The 25280-nt window shown below is 31.7% G+C and carries 23 protein-coding genes; 7 read left to right on the top strand and 16 right to left on the bottom strand.

Annotation, left to right across the window (positions count from 1 at the left end; all coding sequences use genetic code 11):
* From ABXT61_RS01445 to ABXT61_RS01475, 7 genes are read left to right on the top strand one after another with little or no spacing between them, the layout of a single operon-like run.
* The gene (locus ABXT61_RS01445) at positions 1-591 is read left to right on the top strand and encodes a LysE family translocator (RefSeq protein WP_415315547.1); all 591 of its coding nucleotides are present in this window, start codon (positions 1-3) and stop codon (positions 589-591) included.
* 6 nt (positions 592-597) lie between these two features.
* Complete coding sequence (gene acnA / locus ABXT61_RS01450) at positions 598-3267, top strand: aconitate hydratase AcnA (RefSeq protein WP_415315548.1); 2670 nt, start codon at positions 598-600, stop codon at positions 3265-3267.
* A 2-nt stretch (positions 3268-3269) separates the two neighbouring features.
* Positions 3270-3914, top strand: coding sequence for a hypothetical protein (locus ABXT61_RS01455; RefSeq protein WP_415315549.1), 645 nt, complete (start codon positions 3270-3272; stop codon positions 3912-3914).
* On the top strand, positions 3907-5208 hold the full coding sequence (locus tag ABXT61_RS01460) for a PQQ-binding-like beta-propeller repeat protein (RefSeq protein ID WP_415315550.1): 1302 nt from the start codon (positions 3907-3909) through the stop codon (positions 5206-5208). Before ABXT61_RS01455 ends, ABXT61_RS01460 begins: the two co-directional genes overlap by 8 nt.
* A 1-nt stretch (position 5209) precedes the next feature.
* Positions 5210-5638 (top strand): hypothetical protein, encoded by a 429-nt coding sequence (locus tag ABXT61_RS01465; RefSeq protein ID WP_415315551.1) that lies wholly within the window; start codon positions 5210-5212, stop codon positions 5636-5638.
* A complete protein-coding gene (gene zapE / locus ABXT61_RS01470; RefSeq protein WP_415315552.1) occupies positions 5635-6693 on the top strand; it encodes a cell division protein ZapE in 1059 nt (352 codons plus the stop codon). The genes ABXT61_RS01465 and zapE overlap by 4 nt, the downstream gene beginning before the upstream one ends.
* Positions 6690-7109: a secondary thiamine-phosphate synthase enzyme YjbQ gene (locus ABXT61_RS01475; protein WP_415315553.1), complete on the top strand. Its 420-nt coding sequence runs from the start codon at positions 6690-6692 to the stop codon at positions 7107-7109. The genes zapE and ABXT61_RS01475 overlap by 4 nt, the downstream gene beginning before the upstream one ends.
* Here ABXT61_RS01475 and ABXT61_RS01480 read toward each other — a convergent pair.
* The 16 genes from ABXT61_RS01480 to ABXT61_RS01555 form a co-directional block, all read right to left on the bottom strand.
* On the bottom strand, positions 7106-8527 hold the full coding sequence (locus tag ABXT61_RS01480; RefSeq protein WP_415315554.1) for a cryptochrome/photolyase family protein: 1422 nt from the start codon (positions 8525-8527) through the stop codon (positions 7106-7108). The two genes, ABXT61_RS01475 and ABXT61_RS01480, sit on opposite strands and share 4 nt — an antisense overlap.
* A gap of 5 nt (positions 8528-8532) precedes the next feature.
* Positions 8533-9675: a diaminopropionate ammonia-lyase gene (locus tag ABXT61_RS01485; protein WP_415315555.1), complete on the bottom strand. Its 1143-nt coding sequence runs from the start codon at positions 9673-9675 to the stop codon at positions 8533-8535.
* A 3-nt stretch (positions 9676-9678) separates the two neighbouring features.
* Positions 9679-11004: a type III glutamate--ammonia ligase gene (gene glnT / locus ABXT61_RS01490; protein WP_415315556.1), complete on the bottom strand. Its 1326-nt coding sequence runs from the start codon at positions 11002-11004 to the stop codon at positions 9679-9681.
* A 43-nt stretch (positions 11005-11047) separates the two neighbouring features.
* Positions 11048-12376: an FMN-binding glutamate synthase family protein gene (locus ABXT61_RS01495; protein ID WP_415315557.1), complete on the bottom strand. Its 1329-nt coding sequence runs from the start codon at positions 12374-12376 to the stop codon at positions 11048-11050.
* A 2-nt stretch (positions 12377-12378) separates the two neighbouring features.
* Positions 12379-13062, bottom strand: a complete 684-nt coding sequence (locus tag ABXT61_RS01500) for a protein glxC (protein ID WP_415315558.1) — start codon at positions 13060-13062, stop codon at positions 12379-12381.
* Positions 13062-13946: a class II glutamine amidotransferase gene (locus ABXT61_RS01505; protein WP_415315559.1), complete on the bottom strand. Its 885-nt coding sequence runs from the start codon at positions 13944-13946 to the stop codon at positions 13062-13064. Before ABXT61_RS01505 ends, ABXT61_RS01500 begins: the two co-directional genes overlap by 1 nt.
* 233 nt (positions 13947-14179) lie before the next feature.
* Positions 14180-14404 carry a hypothetical protein gene (locus tag ABXT61_RS01510; RefSeq protein ID WP_169036206.1) on the bottom strand — a complete coding sequence of 75 codons (225 nt, stop codon included), beginning with the start codon at positions 14402-14404 and terminating at the stop codon, positions 14180-14182.
* Between the two features lie 12 nt (positions 14405-14416).
* Positions 14417-15817 (bottom strand): ammonium transporter, encoded by a 1401-nt coding sequence (locus ABXT61_RS01515; protein ID WP_415315560.1) that lies wholly within the window; start codon positions 15815-15817, stop codon positions 14417-14419.
* Between the two features lie 127 nt (positions 15818-15944).
* Positions 15945-16346, bottom strand: a complete 402-nt coding sequence (locus ABXT61_RS01520; protein WP_271482723.1) for a hypothetical protein — start codon at positions 16344-16346, stop codon at positions 15945-15947.
* Between the two features lie 9 nt (positions 16347-16355).
* Positions 16356-17780, bottom strand: a complete 1425-nt coding sequence (locus ABXT61_RS01525) for an FMN-binding glutamate synthase family protein (RefSeq protein WP_415277901.1) — start codon at positions 17778-17780, stop codon at positions 16356-16358.
* The gene (locus ABXT61_RS01530; RefSeq protein ID WP_415290042.1) at positions 17780-18634 is read right to left on the bottom strand and encodes a GXGXG motif-containing protein; all 855 of its coding nucleotides are present in this window, start codon (positions 18632-18634) and stop codon (positions 17780-17782) included. Before ABXT61_RS01530 ends, ABXT61_RS01525 begins: the two co-directional genes overlap by 1 nt.
* A complete protein-coding gene (locus ABXT61_RS01535; protein ID WP_415290041.1) occupies positions 18622-19566 on the bottom strand; it encodes a glutamine amidotransferase in 945 nt (314 codons plus the stop codon). The genes ABXT61_RS01530 and ABXT61_RS01535 overlap by 13 nt, the downstream gene beginning before the upstream one ends.
* Positions 19567-19590: 24 nt before the next feature.
* On the bottom strand, positions 19591-21060 hold the full coding sequence (locus ABXT61_RS01540; RefSeq protein WP_415315561.1) for a glutamine synthetase family protein: 1470 nt from the start codon (positions 21058-21060) through the stop codon (positions 19591-19593).
* A 72-nt stretch (positions 21061-21132) separates the two neighbouring features.
* Positions 21133-22461, bottom strand: a complete 1329-nt coding sequence (locus ABXT61_RS01545; protein ID WP_415315562.1) for an NAD(P)/FAD-dependent oxidoreductase — start codon at positions 22459-22461, stop codon at positions 21133-21135.
* Between the two features lie 102 nt (positions 22462-22563).
* The gene (locus ABXT61_RS01550; RefSeq protein ID WP_415315563.1) at positions 22564-22914 is read right to left on the bottom strand and encodes a hypothetical protein; all 351 of its coding nucleotides are present in this window, start codon (positions 22912-22914) and stop codon (positions 22564-22566) included.
* Between the two features lie 4 nt (positions 22915-22918).
* On the bottom strand, positions 22919-25246 hold the full coding sequence (locus ABXT61_RS01555; protein WP_415315564.1) for a DUF1989 domain-containing protein: 2328 nt from the start codon (positions 25244-25246) through the stop codon (positions 22919-22921).
* Positions 25247-25280 lie beyond the last annotated feature (34 nt).

Consider the following 25280-nt stretch of genomic DNA (forward strand, 5'->3'; position numbering starts at 1 on the left):
ATGCATCCAGAATTATTATTATTAATAGGAATTTCTTTATCGTTAGGTTTTACACCAGGACCAAATAATGCTGTTGCAGCTTACTCAGGTTTTAATTTCGGTATCAGAAAAACTTTACCATTAATCTTAGGAGTTGGTTTTGGTTACACAGCTTTAATTATGTTAATTAATTTTGTTTTAATATCAACTTTCAAAAATTATCCAATCATTCAGGAAATTATCAGAGTTCTTGGAACAATCTTTTTAATTTATCTAGCTTATAAAATTTCATTTTCAAAGATTTCTTCAGATGGAAGAACAGAAAATCCAGTAAAGTTTTTGGATAAATTCATCTTTCAATTTATAAATCCAAAAGGAGTAATGGCTGGAATTACATTGAGTTCAAATTTTGTAGAACAAGGGGAAAGCTATTTGAATCACTCTATTTGGGTAATTGTAGTTTGTAGTGTAACAGCATTTTTAAGTATCACTTCGTGGACATTTTTAGGTAAGTTTTTAAGGAAATTTGCTACAAATAATAATTTTATTAAACGATTTAATTATGCTATGTCATTGCTACTTATCGTTTGTATAATAGGGTTCTACATCTAAAACTAAATGAAACCAGGAAACAAAAACTCATATAACTGTTTAAAATCTATCAATATAAATGATAGCGAATACAAATATTATTCTTTATCAGAAGCAGAAAAAAATGGCTTAGATGGAATTTCAAAACTTCCAAAATCACTTAAAGTTTTATTAGAAAATTTATTAAGATATGAAGATGACTTATCAGTTACTAAAAGCCAAATAGAAGCAATTAAGGAATGGCTGAAGACAAAAAAATCATTAACTGAAATAGCTTATAGACCAGCTAGAGTTTTATTACAGGATTATACAGGAATACCAGCGGTTGCTGATCTTGCAGCTATGAGAGAAGCAGTTAAAGAAAAAAATAAAGATCCAAATACTATTAATCCACTATCTGCTGTTGATCTTGTAATTGATCACTCAGTTCAAGTAGATAAATCAGCAAATTCAAATTCATTTGAAAAAAATGTTGATATTGAGTTTAAAAGAAATGGTGAGAGATATTCATTTTTAAAATGGGGTCAACAAGCATTTAATAACTTTAGAATTGTTCCTCCTGGAACTGGAATTTGTCATCAAGTAAATTTAGAATATTTATCGAAAGTAGTCTGGTCCGAAAAATTTCAAGATGAGGATTATTTATTTCCTGACACGTTAGTTGGTACTGATAGTCATACTACTATGGTTAATGGCTTATCTGTTCTTGGATGGGGTGTTGGTGGAATTGAAGCAGAAGCTGGAATGTTAGGTCAGCCAATTTCTATGTTAATTCCTGAAGTAATAGGATTTGAAGTTAAAAATAAAATGCCAGAGGGGACGACTGCAACAGATTTAGTTTTAACGGTTGTAAAAATGTTAAGAGATAAAGGGGTTGTTGGAAAATTTGTTGAATTTTATGGAGAAGGTTTAAAAAATTTAACTCTTGCAGATAGAGCAACAATTGCGAACATGGCACCAGAATATGGAGCAACATGTGGTTTTTTTCCAATTGATGAGGAGACATTAAAATATTTAAGATTCTCAGGAAGAAATGAGAATACAGTAAACATAGTTGAAAAATATGCAAAAGAACAAGGTTTGTGGGCTAACGATCAAGTTGAATTTACAGACACCTTATCATTAGACATGTCTACAGTTGTTCCAACAATTTCAGGACCCAAAAGACCTCAGGACAAAGTTTTATTAACAGATGCATCTACTGGATTTAAAAAAGTTTTTGAGGATGCAACAAGTAGAAAAGAACAACACGTTTCAAAAGTATCAGGAACAGATTATGAAATTAAAGATGGTTCAATATTAATTGCAGCCATTACTTCATGCACTAACACATCTAATCCAAATGTATTAATTGGCGCTGGACTATTAGCAAAGAAAGCTGTTGAACTTGGTTTACAAACTAAACCATGGGTAAAAACATCATTAGCACCAGGCTCACAAGTGGTTACAGATTATTTGGCAAAAGCAGGACTAAATGTATTTTTAGATAAACTTGGTTTTAATTTGGTTGGATATGGTTGCACCACTTGTATAGGAAATTCAGGACCTTTACCGGAAGAAATTGTTCAAGCTATAGACAAGGAAAACATCTACGCTGTATCAGTTTTATCTGGAAATAGAAATTTTGAAGGAAGAATATCTCCACATATAAAAGCTAATTATTTAGCATCGCCGCCACTTGTGGTAGCTTATGCACTTGCTGGTCATATGGAATTTGATTTATACAAGGAACCTTTAGGAAAAAGTAAAGATGGTAAAGATGTTTATTTAAAAGATATTTGGCCATCAAATAAAGAAATTGAAGATACATTAAGAGAGTCTTTAAATGCAGAAATGTTTGTTAAAAGGTATTCAAATGTTTCAGAAGGACCCAAACAGTGGCAGGAAATTAAAACTGAAAATACAAGTATTTATAATTGGGACTCTGGTTCAACTTATGTAAAGAAACCACCATTCTTTGAAAATTTACCTGATCAACCTGAGGGATTTAAGCCTATTAAAGATGCAAGACCACTTTTAATTTTAGGGGACATGGTTACAACTGATCACATTTCTCCAGCAGGAAATATTCAAAAAGAAAGCCCGACAGGTGAGTATTTTATGGAACATCAAATACTTCCAACAGATTATAACTCATATGGATCAAGAAGAGGTAATCATGAGGTAATGATGAGAGGAACTTTTGCAAATATTAGAATAAGAAATGAAATGGTACCAGGAACAGAAGGTGGGTTTACAAAATTATATCCAGAAGAAAAAGTAATGCCAGTTTATAATGCTGTAGAGGAGTATAAAAAAAGAGGAACAGATCTTGTTGTTATAGGTGGAAAAGAATATGGAACAGGGTCATCAAGAGATTGGGCTGCGAAAGGAACAAAGTTATTAGGTGTAAAAGTTGTAATAGCTGAAAGCTTTGAAAGAATTCATAGATCTAATTTAATTGGAATGGGAGTTTTACCACTACAATTTACCGAAGGAAACGATAGGATAAACTTAAAATTAACTGGATCAGAGCTAATAACAGTTCTTCAAATAGAAGAGGGTATAAATGCATCAGACCAAGTTCAGGTTGAAATAAAATATGCCTCAGGAGATATTAAAAAAATTAAAACACTATGTAGAATAGACACGAAAAATGAATTGGAATATTATAAAAATGGTGGAATACTTCAATATGTACTAAGGAATATGATTTAGAGATGGATGAAGAGCTTTCAATAATTGACACAAATACAAGAAATGAAAAAGTAAAAATTTTTTTTGTTAATAATAAAAAAAAGTTAATTGCAATTACCACAATATTCTTAATCTTAGTAACAGGTTATTTTTCTTTTGATGCTTTTAAAAAGAAAGAAAAGGTTAATCTAGCAAATAAGTTTAACCTAACTATAATAAACTTTAAAACTGAAAATTCTCGAAAAACAATTGAAGATTTAATTAATATAATTAAAGAAAATGATAACACGTACTCACCACTAGCATTATACTTTTTAATAGATAATAATTTAGTAAATGAGCAAGAAGAAATTAATTTTTTATTTGATGAGTTAATTAATAAAACAAACTTAGAGGAGGAAATTAAAAACTTAAATATTTATAAAAAAGCATTATTTAACTCCAGTTTTGTAACAGAAAATGAATTGTTACAAATTTTAAACCCTATAGTTAACTCAGAAAGTATATGGAAATCTCATTCTTTATATCTTATAGCTGAATATTTTTATGCAAAAGGTGAAAAACAAAAAGCAAAAGAATTTTTTAATCAAATTTTATTACTACCTAATGCAAATAATGAAATAAGATTAGAGTCACAAAAAAGACTTAACAGAGATCTAAGTGAGTAAAATTTTTAAATTATTATTAATTTTTATTTTTATTACAAATTGTTCATTTCACAAAAACTCAAAATTTTGGAATAAAGAAAATATTGAAGAAGAAAAAAAAGAAAACATAACAGAAATCTTCAAAAAAGAAGAAAAACTAAAATTTGAATTTAATCCAAATTTAAAAATACAGCTCAATTCAAGAGCTGTAAATAATAGTTTTTTAAAAAATTTTAACAATAATAGTGGTAGAATTAACTACAACGGTAAACTTGAGAGTCTATCTAAATATAAATTTAAAAAAATAAAAGATTTTTATCAATACGAACCAGAAATCACATTTAATCAAAATAATATTATTTTTTTTGATAACGAAGGGTCTATTTTAAGTTTTGACAATAAATCAAATTTAATATGGAAAAAAAACTTTTATTCAAAATATGAAAAAAAGCAAAACCCATTTTTATTTTTTGGTTACAATGATAAAATTTTAATAATTGCTGATAATATAGCAAAATTATATGCTATCAATATTAATACGGGAAAATTATTATGGTCTAAAAATAATAATGCGCCATTTAATTCACAAGTAAAGATTTATAAAGATAGAATTTATGTAATAGATTTTGAAAATACTTTAAGAGCTTATTCAATAAATGATGGAAAAGAAATTTGGGCTCGAAAAACGCAAGGTTCACTTATAAGGTCTCAAAAAAGACTTTCATTAGTAATTTTAAATGAAAAAATTTACTTTAATAATTCTTTGGGTGATATAAGTGCTATCGATATTAATAATGGTAATTTGTTATGGCAAACACCTACACAAAGTAGTTTAGCCTTTGATACAGGTTTTTTTTTAAAGACATCTGATGTTGTAGCTGACAAAGATGCATTGTTTTTTTCTAATAACCAAAATCAATTTTTTTCACTTGATATACAGACTGGTAACTTAAACTGGAAACAAGAGATAAACTCCAACTTAAGACCAGTAATAATTAATGACCTTATATTCACTATATCATTGGAGGGTTATCTAATTATTATAGAAAAAAATACTGGAAATATTATAAGATCAAATTATTTACTTAATAAATTTAAAGCTAAAAATAGACCCAAGATAAAACCAACCGGTTTTATTGTTGGGAACAAAAATATTTATCTATCAAGTAATATTGGGCGTCTTCTAGTTATTGATATTGCCACTGGCGAAACCAAGACTATCCTAAAAATTGATAATAAAAAAATTTCTAGGCCGGCTATATTTAATAAAAATTTATATCTAATTACTGATAATTCTATTATTAAATTAAATTAGTATGTTCCTAAAGTTTCTTGAAAAACTAGGAAGAAAAAAAATAGTATTAGATCGTGGTCCTTCTCATCCACAATATTACTACGCTAAACCATGGATGAATAGATACTATGTCCTATTAAGACATAGACCAAAATGGTTTCCTTTCAATATTTTGATACATGAAATGTTAGCTGATGATCACGGGGAAGGCGTTCATAATCATACATTTCCTTACATAACGATTATATTAAGAGGAGGTTATTGGGAAACACTAAATACTGGGAGATTTTGGCGACCAGCAGGTTATATTGGTTTTAGGTCAGCAAATAATTTACACAGAGTTGATCTAAAACCGGGAACAAAACCTCTAACATTATTTATATCTGGTCCTTTTGGATTAAGAAAAGGGCCCAGGTCTGAATATGGTATAGATTTTAAAACAAAAAAATGAATTTAAATAAATCATTTCTAAATTATTGTAAAAAAAATAATTTAGAAACTAATCATAATCAATTAAATCTAGTAGAGGAACTGAATTTATTTTATAATCAGAACTTTAATAAATCATTCTTAAAAAAAATATTTACTAAGCAAAATTCTAAAAAAGGATTTTATGTACAGGGTGATGTGGGAGTAGGTAAAACCATGATATTAAATTTTTTTTATAATAATTTTGATAAAAATAAACAAAGATTTCACTTTAATGAGTTTATGATTAGTTTTCATGATTTTGTGTTTAAAAATAAAGAAAATAAACAAGAAAATATTATAGATAAATTTGTCGCAAGATTAAAAAATAAATTTAAATTAATTTATTTTGATGAGTTTCAGGTCACTAACATTGTAGATGCAATGATTTTAGGTAGATTATTCAGAAAAATATTTGATGAGAATATAAAAGTTTTATTTACATCAAATACTAAAATAAATGATCTTTATAAAGATGGATTACAACGGGATCAATTTCTTCCTTTTATTAAAATAATGAAGGAAAGATGCTATCAAGCAAAGTTGATTATTGAAGAAGATTATAGAAAATCTGTAAAAAATAAAAATGAAAGATATTTTTATCCATTAAATGAAACAACAAATTTTAAACTTAATAAGTTTTTTCGAAAAATAACAAAAAATCTATCTAATAAAGAAATGATCTTAGTCATTAAAGGTAGAAAATTTAATATTAAGAATTACTTTAATGGAATAACACGCTTTGATTTTAAAGAATTATGTTCTAAAAATATTGGTGCAGAGGATTATATAAAAATAGCTGAAGTGTGTAATTTTATTGTTATAGAAAATATTCCTATCTTCAATATTGATAATTCTAATCAACAACAAAGATTTATTACATTAATTGATATTCTTTATGAAAAAAATATACCATTAATGATATCGTCTCAATTGCAATTAGATTTATTAAATTCTTCAGAGGATTTAAAAAAAATATTTAAAAGAACTATTAGTAGATTATATGAATTAACATCCATCAAATATAACAAGCTATGAGACAAGAATTTTTCAATTTAGAAATAAATACGAATGGTCAAAATTTGTATGAATTTACTAACCAAACAAATAAATGGATCAAGGATAATAAATTTAATAATGGAATTATTAATATAAGTATTCAACACACCAGCGCTTCGTTAATAATTCAAGAAAATGCTGACACAGATGTCCAAATTGATTTATTAAATTTTTTTAATAAGCTCGTACCAATGGATAATTCCCTTTATGTTCATACAACTGAAGGAATAGATGATATGCCTGCACATATAAAATCTGCGTTAACTAATAATCAAATATCTTTAAGCGTTAAAAATACTGAGTTACTACTTGGTACTTGGCAGGATTTATATCTTTTTGAGCACAGAATTGAGAAACAAAACAGATTGATTGTTCTTCATTATCTAGGTGATTAGCTTTTCTTAATTGTTTTAAACGCATCTAGAGCAGAATTTCTTGCTTTAACATGATCTACAATTGGTTTTGGATAGTTGATACCTACAATAACCTTAATCTGTTCTTGGTATTTGGTTTCAAGTTCCCATGGTTTATATAGAAACTTATTGGGCATGTTTTTAAGTTCTGGAACCCATTTTTTTGTATAAATCCCATCCTTGTCAAATTTTTCACCCTGAAGAATTGGGTTAAAGATTCTAAAGTATGGAGCTGCATCTGCACCACATCCTGCAACCCATTGCCATTGAGCAACGTTGCTAGCTTCATTATAATCAACTAAACAATTTTTAAAATGTTTTTCACCCTCCATCCAATGAATTCTTAAATGTTTAACAAGAAATGAAGCAACAATCATTCGTACTCTATTGTGCATCCATCCTGTTTCATACAGTTCTCTCATTCCAGCATCAACAATGGGATATCCCGTCATACCTGTTTTCCATACTTTAAGAAATCTATCATTTTTAACCCAAGGAAAATTATCAAAATCTTTTCTAAGATTACCTTTTAACATTTGCGGGAAGTAATTAATTAAACTATGAGAAAATTCTCTCCATCCTAATTCATTAATATATTTTCTATATCCAATTTTTTTAATTTTAATGGCTTGGCATTTTTTCCAAATTTTTTCCACATGTATTTGTCCAAATTTTAAGAAAGGTGATAATTTAGAGGTTCCATTAACACCTGGAATATCTCGTGCATCACCATAGCCCTCAATTCTATTATCTATTAATTCCTGTAAATATTTATTAGCTTCTTGCTCAGATGGGTTCCAATATTTTTCAAATTTTTTATGCCAATTTTTTTTAGGTAAAATTTCTTTAATAGAAATTGATTTTTTAAATATATTTATTTTTTTTGCTTTTGGTTTAACTTTTGTAAATTTAGAAGGTACTTTTGAGATGTAAAGTTGTTCAGTTTTTTTCCAAAAAGGAGTGAATACTTTATAAGGTGTACCATCATCTTTAGTCATTTCCTGAAACTCTACAAGAATATTTCCTTTAAAATATTTATATTGAATTTCATTTTTAATGAATAGATCTCTTATTTTTTTACCTTTATTAATTACATCAGGCTCATACACTTTACTCCAATAAATAGTAACATCATCTTTCTTTTTTAAATTTGTAAATATTTGTAGTTCATCACCTAATTGAACTTCCAATGTAATATTTAACTTCTTTAGATCTACATTAAAGTTTTCTAAAGCTTTAGAGATCCACCATTTTTGAGCTTCTCTTTTTTTATCAAAATTTTTCGGGTTATAAATATAAAGAGCACTTACAAACTCATGATTTTGAGTTGCTATAGCTAAGGCTTCATTGTCTTCAATTCTAAAATCTTCTCTTACCCAAACAATAGCTTTTTTTGTCATATTTCCTAGATTTTTTGTGATCCATCATTTAAAAGTTTTTGATACATTGCATTGTCAGTTAAACCCTCACAACCAAATAAAAGTACATTTGATTCTGAGTTTAGCTTTAACTTATCTAAGTATTCTTTATTATTAAAAGAGCCTATTAACGCAATTACACCTGGAACGGCACATTCTCCACCTATGATTTTTTCATTAGATAAACGCTTTTCTGCTAAAAGTGCTACTACAGTTGAGATTGCTTCATCTGGTATAGTTAAACAATAGTTGGCAGAATTTTTTAAAATTTCCCAAGCTATACTTGATACATCACCACAAGACATGCCACCCATTACTGTTTCTTTTTTAATATCAACAGTTGTTGGTTTATTATTTTTAATACTTTGAAAAACACAGTCAGCATTTTCAGGTTCTATAATAATAAATTGAGGAATATTTTCTGATAATTTTGCAAATCCCGCTATCATTGCTGCAGCCATACCACCAACGCCTGCTTGAAGAAAAACATGGGTAATAGAGTTTTTGTTTATTTCATCAATAATTTCTTTGACCATAATTGTGTACCCAGCCATTATTAATTTTGGAACTTCTTTATAGCCTTCCCACGAAACATCTTGGACTATTTCCCAGTTATTTTTATTTGATTGCTCTATACATTCTTTTAATGAGTTATCGTAGTTACCTTTAACCCTAATAACTTCAGCATCAAGATTACGCATAGCTTCAGCTCTAGACTCACTAACAAATTCACTTATGAATATTTTACATTTTAAGCCTAGTCTTTGTGCGCCCCATGCAACAGATCTTCCATGATTTCCGGCTGTAGCTGTAGAAACTGTTATATTTTTCTTTTCACTTGCAATTTTATAAACAGCAAAAGCTCCACCTAATGCTTTAAATGATTTAAGGTCAAATCTTTTATCTTCATCTTTGTAATAAATGTTTTTAAATTTTAATTCTTCATTTAGTTTATTTAATTTAATTAATGGAGTGGGGGCATAATTATCCCAACTAGATATAGCTTCTATTGCTTCATCTATAAATTTTTCTGGAAGTTGTGTAAGTATATTTTCTTTATTAAATTTATAATTTTTATTCTCTAAAAATGATGTGATAGACCAAAGATCTTTCTGTAGGATTGATTTCATTTATTAACAATCAAGAGTACTATTTTTTTCCCAGTGAGTTACTGAGCTTTTTTTATCAAACTTTTCTTCTTGATTAAAATCTTTAATTTCAGATCTTTTTAATTTTAGATAGCTTTTAATAGCATCACCACCAAATGCTTCTTTAATTTCTTTACTATTTTCTAGTTGATCTAATGCATCTTCAATTATGTCAGGTAATTTTTTTAGATTAGGGTAATTTTTATGATCAGTGTACATATTACAAGATAAAGGTTCACCTGGATCTATTTTATTATTTATTCCATGTAAACCAGCAGCTATTACTCCAGCTTGAAGTAAATAAGGGTTTACTGCTCCATCCATTAACCTTAATTCAAATCTACCTTTATCTGGAATTCTTATCATATGAGTTCTATTGTTTCCTGTATAAGAAATACTACTAGGCGACCATGTGGCACCTGATTTTGTTGGGGGTGCATTTATTCTTCTATAACTATTAATTGTTGGATTAAAAAATGCTGTTAAAGGCTGAGTAAGTTTCATAATTCCACCTAAAAAATTATATGCTAATTTGCTCAAACCTAATTTATCTCCATTATCTAAAAATTTATTAATTTTTCCATTCCATAGAGAAATATGAGCATGACAACCATTACCCGTTAGATTGCTAAAAGGTTTCGGCATAAATGTTGCTCTCAATCCATGTTTTTCAGCTAATGATTTAACCATATACTTAAAGAATACATGTCTATCAGCTGTAGTTAAGCAATCTGTATAATCCCAATTCATTTCAAACTGGCCATTAGCATCTTCATGGTCATTTTGGTATGGGTTCCAACCCATGGTAATCATGCTATCACAAATTTCTTTGATTAAATCATATCTCCTCATTAAAGCGGACTGATCATAACAAGGTTTAGATTGTGTATCTCTAGTATCAGCAATTTTGCTGCCATCTTCTGATATTAAAAAATATTCACACTCTACACCTGATTTCATAACTAAATTTTTTTTGTTCAATTTATTAATTTGATCTTTGAGCATTACTCTAGGTGAAGCCTTAACAGGTTTACCATACATATATAAATCAGAAGCCAACCAACCAATTTCTTTGTTCCAAGGTAATTGAATTAAGCTTTTAGGATCTGGTAGAGCAAACATATCTCCATCTGCAGGAGACATATCTAGCCAAGTTGCAAAACCTGCAAAACCTGCTCCATTTTTTTGCATGTCTGCAATCGCTTGTGCTGGTACCAATTTTGATCTCAGGACACCAAAAAAATCTACAAAACTAATCAAAAAATATTTAATTTTTTTAGTTTTAGCAATTTTAGATAAATTTATAGGCATGTTTTATTTCTTAATTTACAACTGTTAATTAGTCTTAACAATACTATTTTTTATTTTTTAGTCCTGGTATCCAGCTAGTTCCAGCTAGTGGAACTCTTGCCATAGCAGCAGATTCAACTGTAAGAGCACATAAATCTTCAGGTTCTAAATTATGTAAATCATTTTTACCAGAGGCTCTAGCTATTGTTTGTGCTTCAAGCGTCATCACTTTTAAATAGTTTGATAAACGTCGTCCACCAGCAATAGGATCAAAGCGTTTCATTAATTCAGGTTTTTGAGTTGTAATTCCTGCTGGATCATTTCCCTCATGCCAATCATCATAAGCTCCTGCAGTAGTTCCCAACTTATTATAATCCTTTTCCCACTTAGGATCATTATCTCCCAAAGCAATCATTGCAGCAGAACCAATTGAAACTGCATCTGCTCCAAGAGCCATTGCTTTGGCAACATCAGCACCATTTCTAATTCCACCCGATATAATTAATTGAACTTTTCTATGTTGGTCTAAATCTTGAAGTGCATCTACCGCAGGCCTAATACATGCTAAAGTAGGTTGACCTACATTTTCAATAAACACTTCTTGAGTAGCAGCCGTTCCACCTTGCATTCCATCCAAAACAACAACATCAGCCCCAGCTTTAACAGCAAGAGCAGTATCATAATATGGTCTTGCCCCTGCAACTTTAATAAATATTGGAACTTTCCAACCTGTAATTTCTCTTATTTCCAAAATCTTAATCTTTAAATCATCAGGACCTGTCCAATCAGGATGTCTACATGCAGACCTTTGATCTATACCCTTAGGTAAAGTTCTCATTTCTGCAACCCGATCACTAATTTTTTGACCTAATAACATTCCTCCACCACCAGGTTTTGCACCTTGCCCTATAACAATTTCAATAGCATCTGCTTTTCTAAGATCATCAGGATTCATTCCATATCTAGAAGGTAAAAGTTGATAGACTAAATTTTTAGACTGACCTCTTTCCTCAGGTGTCATTCCACCATCACCAGTAGTTGTAGATGTACCAGCCATACTTGCCCCACGCCCTAAAGCTTCTTTAGCTCTTCCTGATAGTGCACCAAAACTCATTCCAGCAATTGTAATAGGAATATCTAACTCCAAAGGTTTCTTTGCGTAACGTGTTCCTAAGGTTACTTTTGTATTACAAGTTTCTCTGTATCCTTCTAAAGGATATCTAGACATTGAAGCACCAAGAAAAAGTAAATCATCAAAGTGAGGAAGCTTTCTTTTAGATCCTCCACCTCTAATATCATAAATTCCTGTTGCTGCTGCTCTTCTTATTTCTGAATTTGTATACTCATCAAAAGTCCATGATATACGAGGATGAGTTTTTTTATTATCTGACATTATTAATAGCTTGATACATTATCGATGTTAAAGTTATATAGTTTTCGTGCTGAACCATATCTCTTAAAACTATCTGGTTTAATATTTTTTATTTCACTTTTTTTTAAAAGAGCTGAAATTTTATTTAAATGCTTCTTTTCCATTTTTTTTTCTATGCAATCGGCACCTAAAGATTTAACTGATCCTTTGACAAAAATATCAGTTTCATAAAGACTATCACCCAAAGCCTCACCTGCATCACCACAAACTAACATCGTTCCAGATTGAGCCATAAATGCAGACATGTGACCAACAGAACCTTTAACCACGATATCAATTCCTTTCATTGAAATACCACACCTTGAGCTAGCATCTCCATCAATTACAAGTAATCCGCCATGAGCAGTTGCGCCAGCAGATTGTGAAGCATTACCTTTAACATGTACTGTTCCAGACATCATATTTTCAGCAACACCTGTACCAACATTTCCATCTATTGTTACATGTGCTTTTTGGTTCATTCCTGCACAATAATAGCCAACATGGCCTTTGATTAAAACTTTCATTTCCTGATTTAATCCAGCACATAAGGCATGACTTCCTTCAGGATTTATAATCACAAAGTCTCTATCATTTTTTTTAATATCTAAATTTTGTAAAGTATTATTAATTTCTCTTAATTTCTTTTTTTTTAAATCTAATTTCATTAATTCCCCCATGAGTAAACAATACCTGGCTCAGGTTCAAAAATTTTTGCATTATTTACATCTGGTAAATGTGCCATGGCTTGAAACTCTGATGCTATTGCAACATAGTTTTTTGTTTCTGCTATTACTGCAGGTTTACATGCTATTTCATCTCTAACAACTGCAAAGCCCTTTCTAGTTCCTGTAATAAATGTATAAAAACCATCTAAATCTTTAAGACCCGATGTAAGCGTATCTTTTAAAGATTTATTATTTGATAAACTGTTAGAAATATATCCTGCTGCAACTTCAGTATCATTTTCAGAGTTAAAGATGTTACCTTTTTTAGTGAGCTCTCTTCTTAAATTGTTATGATTTGATAATGATCCATTATGAACCAAACACTCATCTTCACCAGTCGAGTAAGGGTGAGATCCATCAGTAGTTATTGCACTTTCCGTAGCCATTCTTGTATGGCCTATTCCATGAGTGCCACTAAAACTATCTAATTTAAATTTTTTTACAACATCTTTAGGATTACCAACTTGTTTAAATATTTCTATTGATCGGCCATACCCAACTATAGATACTTTAGGAAAATTCGAATTAATTATCTCAATCACTTTCTTTGGCTGCTCAAGAGTTTTTAGAATTACATGATCTGAGATTTGAGTAAGTTTGGCTTTTTTGAGTTTTTTAGATATTTCTTTCTTAAAACTATTAAAGTTTAAATTATTAATACATAAAGAAAACTTGTATAGTTTTTTTCTTTCATCTTTATAAATAGCAAAGCCAGCACTGTCTGGACCACGAGATTCCATATTATTAAGCATACCAGATAGCATTTTTCCTAAATTTTTTTCAAATTTTTTATTTTTTAAGTAGATGCCAACAATTCCACACATAAATTTTTTTAAGTTTATTTTATTAAAGACAGTAGAAAATCTTTATAGTAGAAAATATTTCCTACTACAATGATGATAATAGCCGCTATCACTCCGTACTTTGCTTTTGGAAAAACGACACCTCTCATTTTACTTGGTCTCAGATCTTCGTTATTATTTCTATCCATGATTGTATAATTTTTGTAAAAAAAAAGGGCGCCACAATTAAGTAGCGCCCAAATTTTTAGTTGATATTACCAGTCGGTAATATTGCTCTTATGATCATTAGCGCCATGTCTTTTTCTTGCTAATCTTGAAAGTTTTTCACTCTCAGATTTGTTAGTAAGGACATGCCAGCCAATCCAGAAAACTACACCTAGAATAACTAGTAAAGTTTCACTAGATCCAGCTCCCGGGTAAACTGCTCCGACAACCTCTTTTGCACTTAAGTGATCTATCCAGTTTGTAACTGTAGCCATATTTTTTCTCCTTTACCTAGTTGAAGAGGCGACTGCTTTTTCAGCATCTCTATCGTCCTCCATTATTTCATAGTCTAGTCCTGCTATTTCAACTTCACGCGGTATTCTTAATTTACCAAAAGCGCTTAGTACTCTAGCAATAACGTAGCCTGGTAACATTCCAAGAACTCCGAACATTATAATTGCTCCAAGGAATTGTCCCAGTGGATTGATTGATGCATAAGTTGATCCGTCCCACATAGCTCCAACATTATATCCAGATGCTGGGTAACCATTTAAAACAAATCCACAAATTACAAGACCAACAAATCCTGCGTAACCATGTACTGCTACCGCACCAACCGCATCATCAATTTTGAACTTACGTTCAACCCAGTAATGCATTTTATATGCAATAACTACACCGATCGCACCAATAAGCATTGCTTGTATCGGGTGATACAAATCATTACCTGCAGATGCACAGATGATCCCAGCTAGTCCACTTGAGTAAGTCCAGAATGGATCACCTTTAGCGACCACGTATCCAGCTAATAATCCTCCTGATAGTGACATCAAGAAGTTATAGGTTATTCCACTCAGGGTGGTTGGGGTTACATATATGTTTGTTGCTGTCCAGTAGGTTACACCTTCCATTCCATATTCAGGTCCAAGATCAAATATCGGTATATTACATGCCGCATAAAATCCCCAGAAACCAGTGTAGATTAAAAATAATCCAACTGTAACTAGCCATGGGTTTCTTGGTCCTATATTTCTTGGCTCACCACTTGATGAGAACTTTCCAATTCTAGGTCCTAAAACGATTAGAACACCTAAAGCAAATCCACCCGCAATTGCGTGAATTACTCCTGATGCATAAGCATCATGATATCCTAAAATTTTAAGCATCCATCCATCAAAGTGCCATCCCCATGCAGCATCAATTACCCAGAAACACGAACCAATTGCAATTGCTAAAATACCAAATGCAAAAGTTGTAATTCTTTCAATGATTGCTCCAGAAACAATTGAAGCAGCTGTCCATGAAAATAGTAAGAATGCAGCCCAGAATACTCCACTTATACGGTCACCTAAGTTGACAGCCATAAATTCAGTATTTGCTACATACCATTTCGCACTAAAAGTACTTTCGTCAGTAATTAATGCTGAACTCTCATTCATTATTGAAGGTGCTATTCCCGGTCCTGTTGGGAATGCCCAATAAATCCACCAACCAAAGAAAAACCAGGTTACCGTTACTAGTGGTATTACCATGGTATTTTTCATTAAAGTATGCTGGTGATGTTTATATCGTGAGGCTCCAACTTCATACATACAAAACCCGACGTGAATCAGGAACATTAATACTACTGTTACCCAGTAGTAAAATTCTGTAAATATAACTGTAAGAGCGCCTAATTGATCATCCATAATCTCTCTCTCCTATTAGTTTTTAGAAAGACTATAAAATTTATAGAGGCGTGACAAACTATACATTGCTTAAATAAGCAAGTAACAGCAATGAGTTTTAAAAAATAATCAACCTTTGATTGAGGTACTAAAACTTAAGGTAAGCTTTTTTCAAATCAACAAGAGGGTGCTTTTTAGACATTTGAAACTTAACTAAAAGCTCTCTTGCAATCATATCTCTGTCTTGTTGGTTGTTTGGTAGTTTGATTGATTTTGGAATTGTAACCCAACCATTTGCATTTCTACAAAATACAGCAGGTCTGTCTTCCTCATAACCCATATGAATATCTTCTAACCAGTTAAGGTCATCCCATCCCATAGCTTCTACATATTTTTTTAAGAATGGAGTCATCTTCTTATAATCAGGTAATAGGTTAACGTCATATCTATAACCGATATGTTGCCCAATCATTTTTTCTCTAGCAGTCTCTTTAGATTTTCCACCCAGATTTTCTTTTTTTACTTTTGTTTTTGTTTTTTTCTTAACCATTTTTACCTCTTATATTTTGTGATAGTTATCAACACCAACAGTGAAGTTAGTTCCAGTTAATGGAACTTTAGCTAATGCAGATGACTCCATTGTTAGAGCAGCTAAATCTTCAGGCTCTAAAGAGTGAATATTAGTTTTACCACAAGCTCTTGCTAAAAGTTGAGCTTCTAATGTCATTGCATGAAGGTAATTATAAACTCTTAATGCAGCATCATCAGGATTTAATCTAGCTCTTAATTTAGGATCTTGTGTTGCAACACCAACTGGACAACGACCAGTATGACAGTGATAACATTCACCAGCTTTTACACCCATTTCTTTTTCAAAGTTTGCTTCTGGTATATCTTTATTGCAGTTTAAAGCCATTAAAGCACCAGTCCCAATTGCTATTGCATCAGCACCTAGAGCTAAAGCCTTCGCCATATCAGCACCATCTCTAACACCACCAGCATAAATTAAAGTTACTTGTCCAGTTTTACCAACATCATCAATAGCTCTTCTAGCTTCTCTGATTGCAGCAATTCCTGGAATGCCAGTATTTGCAGCAGCTATGTGAGGACCAGCTCCTGTTGAACCTTCCATACCATCTAAAAATATTGAGTCTGGATTACATTTTGCAGCCATACGAACATCATCATAAACTTTTGATGCACCTAGTTTTAACTGAATTGGTACTTTGTTTTTTGTAAGTTGTCTTAATTCTTCAACCTTTAAAGCTAGGTCATCTGGACCTAACCAGTCTGGATGTCTTGCTGGAGATCTTTGATCAATACCAGATGGTAGAGATCTCATTTCTGCAACTTGATCAGTAACTTTTTGACCCATTAAATGTCCACCCATTCCAACTTTTTGTCCTTGACCAATAAATACTTCAATTGCATCAGCTAGTTGAGCATGATGAGGATTAAAACCATATCTTGATTGAATACATTGGTAATACCATTTTTCAGAATATCTTCTCTCATCTGGAATCATTCCACCTTCACCAGAACATGTGGCGCTCCCAGCCATTGTTGCTCCTCTTGCTAAAGCAGTTTTTGCTTCATAAGAAAGTGCTCCAAAACTCATACCCGTAATATACACTGGTATATCTAATTCAATTGGGTTTTCACAATTTGGTCCGATTATAGTTTTTGTTTCACATTTTTCTCTATAACCCTCAATTACAAATCTTGTAAGAGTTCCGGGTAAAAATACCAAGTCATCAAATGTAGGAATTTTTTTCATTAATGCCATTCCACGCATTCTGTATCTTCCAAGTTGAGCTTTAATATGAATATCGTCTATAACTTCAGGAGTAAAAATAGCATTGTGACCTAACAGACTTTTGTTTCTTTTGCCCTCTTCGTGTGCATGAACATCAGCTTTTCCACCAACACTTCCATTAGTTTTTTTTAATTTTTTACTATTTTTTTTAACTTTCTTTTTAGCCATTAGATAGCTCCTTTCTTTTCATGAGGTTCTAGATTATCATAATTCCAAAGTTTTTTCCCTGCGACTATTTTTGTCATTTTACTGACATCAAATTTTTCACCTATCTCTGCAACTTTTAATTTTCTTTTTAACCAGTCTTGGTCACTATCTGTAAGATCTGATGGAACAGCATCACTTCCAAAAGAACCAATTTTACCACCAATAAAAATAGTACCATCATACATTGAGTCACCTAAATTTATTCCAACATCACCAAGAATAATTATTCTTCCTCTTTGCATCATAAAACCTGTAAAAGCTCCAGCATCACCACCAACAATGATAGTTCCACCCTTCATGTCAATTCCAGTTCTTGCACCAACACTTCCTTTGCAAATTAAATCACCACCTCTTATAGCGGCACCAAAGCAAGATCCTGCATTTTTTTCTATAACAACTTTTCCTGCCATTAGGTTTTCAGCACAAGACCAGCCAACTCTACCATTAATTCTAACAGTAGGTCCATCACAAGAACCCATACCAAAATAACCCAAACTTCCTTCAAAAATTAAGTTTAATTTATTTAAAATACCAACACCTAAACTATGTTTTCCTTGAGGGTTTTTAATAACAATTGTTCCATAACCTTGGCTCATTAAATTGTCTATCTCTTTATTAGCTTCTGGAGCTGTCATTTCTTTAACATCCAGCTCTGTTCTTTTATTAAAATCCACATCATATGTTCCAAAATAATAAAGATTTTCACCTTCGTCAGGATTAAAAAACTTTTGCTGAGTTCTTCCTGTTAAAACTTCTGTGTGCATACCCATTGACTGGGACTTTGTTTTTTTTTCTGTAGTCTTTAAATTTGCCATACTTTTACCTCTCCATCATATGGATCATATGTGTCTATCTCTTGTGGTAGAACTGATCTGATTGCTATTTCTTCTGAACCCATTGCTACTAAATCATCAGATTCATAAAGAACCAAAGGTTTTGCGGCCATAGTATCTTTTGCCATTCCTAAAGAATCTTTAGTTGCAACAAAATATGTAAAAACTCCATCAAGACCTGTTAAAGATGCCTTCATGCCTTCTTCAAGAGATGCTCCTTCTCTCATTTTTTGAGCAATATAAACGGCAATCAACTCTGAATCACACTCAGACATAAATCTCATACCTTTATTCTCAAGCATTCTTCTGTTGTTCCAATAGTTAGTTAACTGACCATTATGAACCACGGATACATCACTGAAGGGATAACCCCAAAAAGGGTGAGCAGACTTAATGTCAACACCAGATTCTGTAGCCATTCTAGCATGACCAATTGCATGTGTTCCAACCACTTTATCTAAACTGTATCTATCACAAACCATTTTAGCATTACCTAGATCTTTAATTACCTCTAATGATTTTCCCATGGAAAGAATTTCAACTCCTGGAATACTTTCAATTTTTTGTGAAAACTCTAATAGATCCTTTACATCGTAAGCAAGCTCATATCTTAAAGAGTATGGTAAAATTCTTTCTTCTTTAACTATTTTGGCACCTAACTCAGATAAATACTGATCAACAATTTTCTTTCTTTGATCGTATACAGAAACATCCTCCATTATTGATGAGCTTCCCTCACCAACATTTTCTCCAACTTTAAAACGCATAATAAAGTTTTTACCATCTGTATCTCCATACAAAGCGTAACCTGTAGAATCTTCTCCTCTATGTTTTAAAGCTTGAAGCATTCCCTGTAGTTCACTTCCTACATTTGATGATTTTCCTCTATGTATTAATCCTGCTATTCCACACATATATTTCCCCTATTTTATTAAAGATTACGGTAGACAGTCCAGATAAGTATCTAGATCCCACTGAGTTGTTGCACCTAAAAATTTTTCCCATTCATCATTTTTATACCAATGGAATACTTTGTACATTTCGTCTGGCATAGCTGATTTTATAACTTCATCTTCTGCTAAACGATTTAAAGCTTCACCAAGACTCATTGGTAGCTTTTTAACTATTTTTCCAGCAGCTTGAGCGTCGTACATGCTTCTAGACTCAGGTTTTCCAGGATCAATATCATTTGTTATTCCGTCATCAAAACATTTTAACAATCCAGATCCCATTAAATAAGGATTATGCATTGAATCTACGGAACGGTATTCAAATCTACCTGGAGCAGAAACTCTTAAACCACAAGTTCTATTTTGAAATCCCCAGTCTGCATAAACAGGTGCCCAAAATCCTGTATCCCATAGTCTTCTATAAGAGTTTACAGTTGAAGATCCAATTGCAGTTAATGCACCCAAATGTTTCATTACACCACCAATCGCTTTTAACCCAACTTTACCAGGTAATTGAATATCTTTAGTGTCAGGCATAAAATAATTAGTTCCACCCTCAACATAAGTGAAAACATCATCCATAGCCGGTATTGATTTGTGGGATAATTTATTAACTTTATCTTTTCCACCTTTCCACAAAGACATATTTGTATGACAACCACTTGCTGACACTCCCATAAAAGGTTTTGTCATAAAGCAAGCTATCAAATTAAATTCTCTAGCTACCTGTGCACAAATTTGTCTATAAGTTGAAAGTCTATCTGCATTTCTTAAAACATCATCGTACATCCAGTTTAATTCTAATTGTCCTGGTGCATCTTCATGATCGCCTTGAATCATGTCAAAACCCATTGCTCTAGCGTATTTAAAAACTTGCATGAAAACTGGTCTTAACGACTCAAATTGATCTATGTGATAGCAATAAGGTTTAGAAAAACCTTTACCAGTAGGTGAGCCATCTTCATTTTTAGTTAGCCACATCATTTCTGGCTCTGTTCCAACTCTTAATTGGTAGCCATGTTTTTTTTTAAATTCTTGAGCATGTATTCTTAAATTTCCACGACAATCTGAAGTTAAATGTGCGCCTGGGTTTTCTCTTTCTTCTCTATTTCTAAAGCAAGTAACAAATACTCTTGCAACTTTTTTATCCCAAGGAAGTTGGCAGAAAGTTTCAGGATCAGGAATACCGACTAGTTCTTTTGCTTCTGGTCCATAACCAATATAATCTCCATGACGATCAACAAATAAGTTTGCTGTAGCACCGTAAACTAATTGAAATCCTTTTTCGCAAGTTCTTTCCCAATGATCAGTAGGAATACCTTTACCTACAACTCTTCCAGTTACAGAAATAAATTGAAAATAAATATATTCAACACCTAGCTCGTTAATTTTAGCTCTAACTTGCTTTACTAATTTGTCTCTACCTGGCTGTCTAACGTGTCTATCTAAATCTGTCATTATCTCTCCCTCTAATGAATTTTTATTTAAGGAACCGTAACTGAAAAAATTATTTGTGTCTAGGCTTGAAGTTTAACTCCAAGGGAAAGGACTGTTAGAAGTTGGATGAAGTTCACCCTTCTCGTAACGGTTGAATCTAAATGGTTTTAATAATTCACTTTCAGTTCCCAAAATTTCTTGTGCAACAAGCTCACCTACACCAATCATTTTATATCCGTGGTTTGCATCTGCTATCATGTAAACATTTTCTAAAAATCTATCGAATATAGGAAAATTATCTGGTGTCATACATCCAAGACCACCTGAGGGTCCTTTTCTATATAGACCAGATTTACCTTCAAACCTTTTATGACAATGAGCTAAAGCTGAACACCACATATCATTAAATGATTCTGTTGTTTGAAATTCAGGAGACTCAAGTCCATAAGGATCAATATTTATTTTATCAAAATGTTTATCAACTATGTAAGGAGATGTTCCACCCTGAACACCAAGACCTTCAATGTCTGGTTTATAATAAATTCCCCAAAGTTCATCTGTAATTAGTTTTTTAGTTGTGTCAGAATATAGTGGGGCAGTTGAGTCAACATGCATTACAGGAGGCTGACCACCATCATTCATTCTTAAAAAATCTTTATCAACACCAATAACACCTTCTTGTAGCATCCAATATTTCCACATATCTTCTTTATGAAATTTTCCATCCTGTCCTTTAATATTTGCAACTTTTGGAAGATCTAACATGTTCCAAAAATCTCTAACCCAAGGACCAGCGCCAACAACTACTTGTTCGCACTCAATAATTCCCTTATCTGTTTCAACACCTGTAACAGCTTTGCTATTGCTTCCTCTTTTAAATCCTGTAACCGTCACACCCTTAATAACCTCAACACCATTTGTAGTAGATTTTTCTTCTAGAGCTTTTATGGAAGCTTTGTTGAATGCATAACCACCTTTTTTTTCATGAAGTATAGATGTGATGCCTTGTGCTTGCCAATCATCAAACATACCTTTCATGTATTTAGTACATTCTTTTTCACCTTCAATAAATTCTGATTCGTAACCAATGGCTTTTTGCTGCTCATAAATTGTAGCAACATCTTCGTGCATAACCTCCGGAGATATTTGTAAATACCCTACAGCATTATATTTCCACGCTTTTGGATCACTTTCCCATACTGATACAGAATGAGCCATTAACTCTCTCATAGCTGGTTGAAAATAATTATTTCTTATAACACCACAAGCAATTCCACTTGCACCTGCTGCAGTATCTTTTTTTTCAAGAATTACAATGTCACCAGGATTTTTATAAGTTTCTGAAAGTTTCCAAGCTGTACTTAGCCCATGAATTCCGCCCCCGATGATTACTACTTTAGCTTTAGTTGGTAGTGTTGACATATTAAAACATTATTTTTTCTAAAAAGTAATTAATATAATTATATTTATAACTAAATTTTATATATAAAAGATATCAACTTAAAGAGATTGGTGAATTAAGCCCTAATAGCTTAGCTTTTTTAAAGTGACCAGGTATTGTTTAAACTCATTAATAAAAGTCTCAGTTGGTATAATATTTTTTATTCGCTGATCAGTTGAAGTTTTTTCCAAACGAAAGAATCCTTTTTCACAAGCCTCATTAATTATCAAAGCCGATTTTGGTCTAGAGGTTTTAAATAATTTTGTTTTTAGCCCTTCTACAGAAAGCTTTTCATTAAGTTTATGCGCTGACATTACAAGTAACATCATATGATAATGTGAAGGAGATTTTCTGAAAAAATAGTTACTAGATGTATGTGATTGCTTCATCTGGTCTTCCCAAAAATTTAAAAGATCTTTGCTGTTATCGGGCATTTTATTATGCTCTAACTCTTGATTTTGTTGGATCGTAGAAAGGGAAGGGAACAACTTTTGCACCAATTCTTTTTTGATGACCGTCAAGTTTACCAATCTCAACTTCCGTTCCTATTTCAGCATATTTTACATCGATTTTACAAAGTGCAATATTTTTTCCAAGTTTAGGTGATAGCATTCCACTTGTTATTACACCCACTTGACCACGACCAATATGAACGCAATCTCCATTAACTGATGGTTCATGACCTACCAATTCCAAACCAACTAATTTTTTTTGTGGATTTGCTTTTCTTTTAATTAATTCTTCCTTACCTATAAAATCATCTTCTTTAGTTTTAAGTGGAACTGTAAAACCAATACCTGCTTCAAATGGATCTGTTTGATCATCGAACTCGTAACCATAAAAAATTAGTCCAGCTTCAATACGAACCATGTCTAAAGCTTCTAAGCCCAATGGAGTAATATCAAACTCTTTACCAGCTTCCCAAACTTTATCCCAAACCTCTGCAGCATCTTTTGGATGACACCATATCTCATAACCAAGTTCACCCGTGTAACCTGTTCTTGAAATCACAATTGGCGTTCCTGTTTCATGATCTATTCTTGCAATATTAAATCTAAACCATTCAAGTTCAGTGATTGATGGTTGTATAGGAGTTGTCCATACAAATTTTTCTAAAATTTTTCTACTATTTGGACCTTGAACTGCAATGTTATGAATATGATCTGTTGCAGATTTAATCCAAACTTTATAATTTTTCTTTTTAGCTTGTTCTTTTAACCATTCACCGCTGTATTCATCTCCACCAATCCATCTAAAATTATCTTGTCCTAATTTAAATAAAGTACCATCATCTAACATGCAGCCATTTTCATAACACATAGCTGTATAAACAACTTGCCCAACTGATAGTTTTTTTATATTTCTAGTAAGCGTGTATTGCATTAAATTTTCTGCATCAGGTCCAAGAATTTCAAACTTTCTAAGAGGTGATAAGTCTGTTGCAATCGCACTTTCTCTACAAGCCGTATATTCTTTTATAGTTCCTGAATTTGTAAAATTATTAGCAAGCCAAAAACCTTTATACTCAACAAAATTTCTTGTCAGTTCTGAAGTTTTTTTATGGAAACCTGTTTCTTGAGTTAGTTTAGGTTCTGAGTCTGTTTTCATTCTAAATGCTATTGCTTTTGAATACTTTTTTTCTTTTGAATAAGTCCTAACAAAAATATCAGTTGGATTCCAGCCATTTGCACCATCAACATCACAAGGACAAGCAGATGATATACAGGTTAGATCTTTTAAAGCTCTAAATAAAACATAATCTCCAGGTCTTGACCAAGGTTCATCAAAAGATGCAACATTATTAGCATCAATTGCAGTATTAAAAAAAAGATTTATTGCAGACCAACTTTTTCTAGAATTGATGTCATATTTATCCAGTCTATTATTAAAATTGTCAGTACAATTAATATGACCCATATAACCCATATCTTCATAATATTTTGATGTGCAAGCAAGATTGAAAGTATCATGTCTTCCAACTGTATCTCTTACAACTTCAATCATAGCTTCATGATCACCATCATAAAACTTTGAAAACAAACCAGGCCCAGGGTAAGCACCACCCATAAAAGTTCGTGTTGCCTTATCATCAATAATACTTTCAATACCGTCATTTAATTTTTGTGTATCAAAAGCTAGAAAATCAGAGCATTGCCTTCCGCCTGGATCAATTATTTGAATATATTCACCAGCTTTAACTTCATAAGTTTCAGCAGTTGTTCTTTTTACAAGTTGTTCAATAATTGGATCACTAAGCGGATCTGGCAAAATAAATTGTTCATCTGTTTCAATAAATTTAGCTTTATTTAAAAAAATAGTTAAGTCTGTTGGTGGATTTTGTTCATGGACATTCATTGCATCACCAGGTGCAGCAATCATAACTACACATTTATCTTTTGAAGTCAGTGTTATTTTTTCACCCATCATACAATCATTATTAAAAATAATTGATGATTTAGCATTACTTAAATCAAAGTTTTTTTTCTTTAGCAGTCTTGAAATTTTTTCATCTCTAGAAATAGTTTTTTTTGAAAAGTCTGCATTAGCATTTTCTTTTAAATTTAAAATAGATTGATCCGATTTGCCTTCTGAGTTAAAAACAATTATTTCACAAATTTGTTTTCCTTCTTCATTAATAATATCTATTTTATCTTCTGGTAAAACTTCTATTACAGAAAGTCCACCACCTCTTACAAAATATCTTTCAACTCCAGGTGGTAATATTCTTAAGCCAGGATTTCGTATATCGTTACTAGTATGCAGCATTGCCAGTATAAATTTAAATATTTTAACATTAGCT

The organism is Candidatus Pelagibacter sp. Uisw_137 (assembly GCF_047720245.1).
Lineage (GTDB): Bacteria > Pseudomonadota > Alphaproteobacteria > Pelagibacterales > Pelagibacteraceae > Pelagibacter.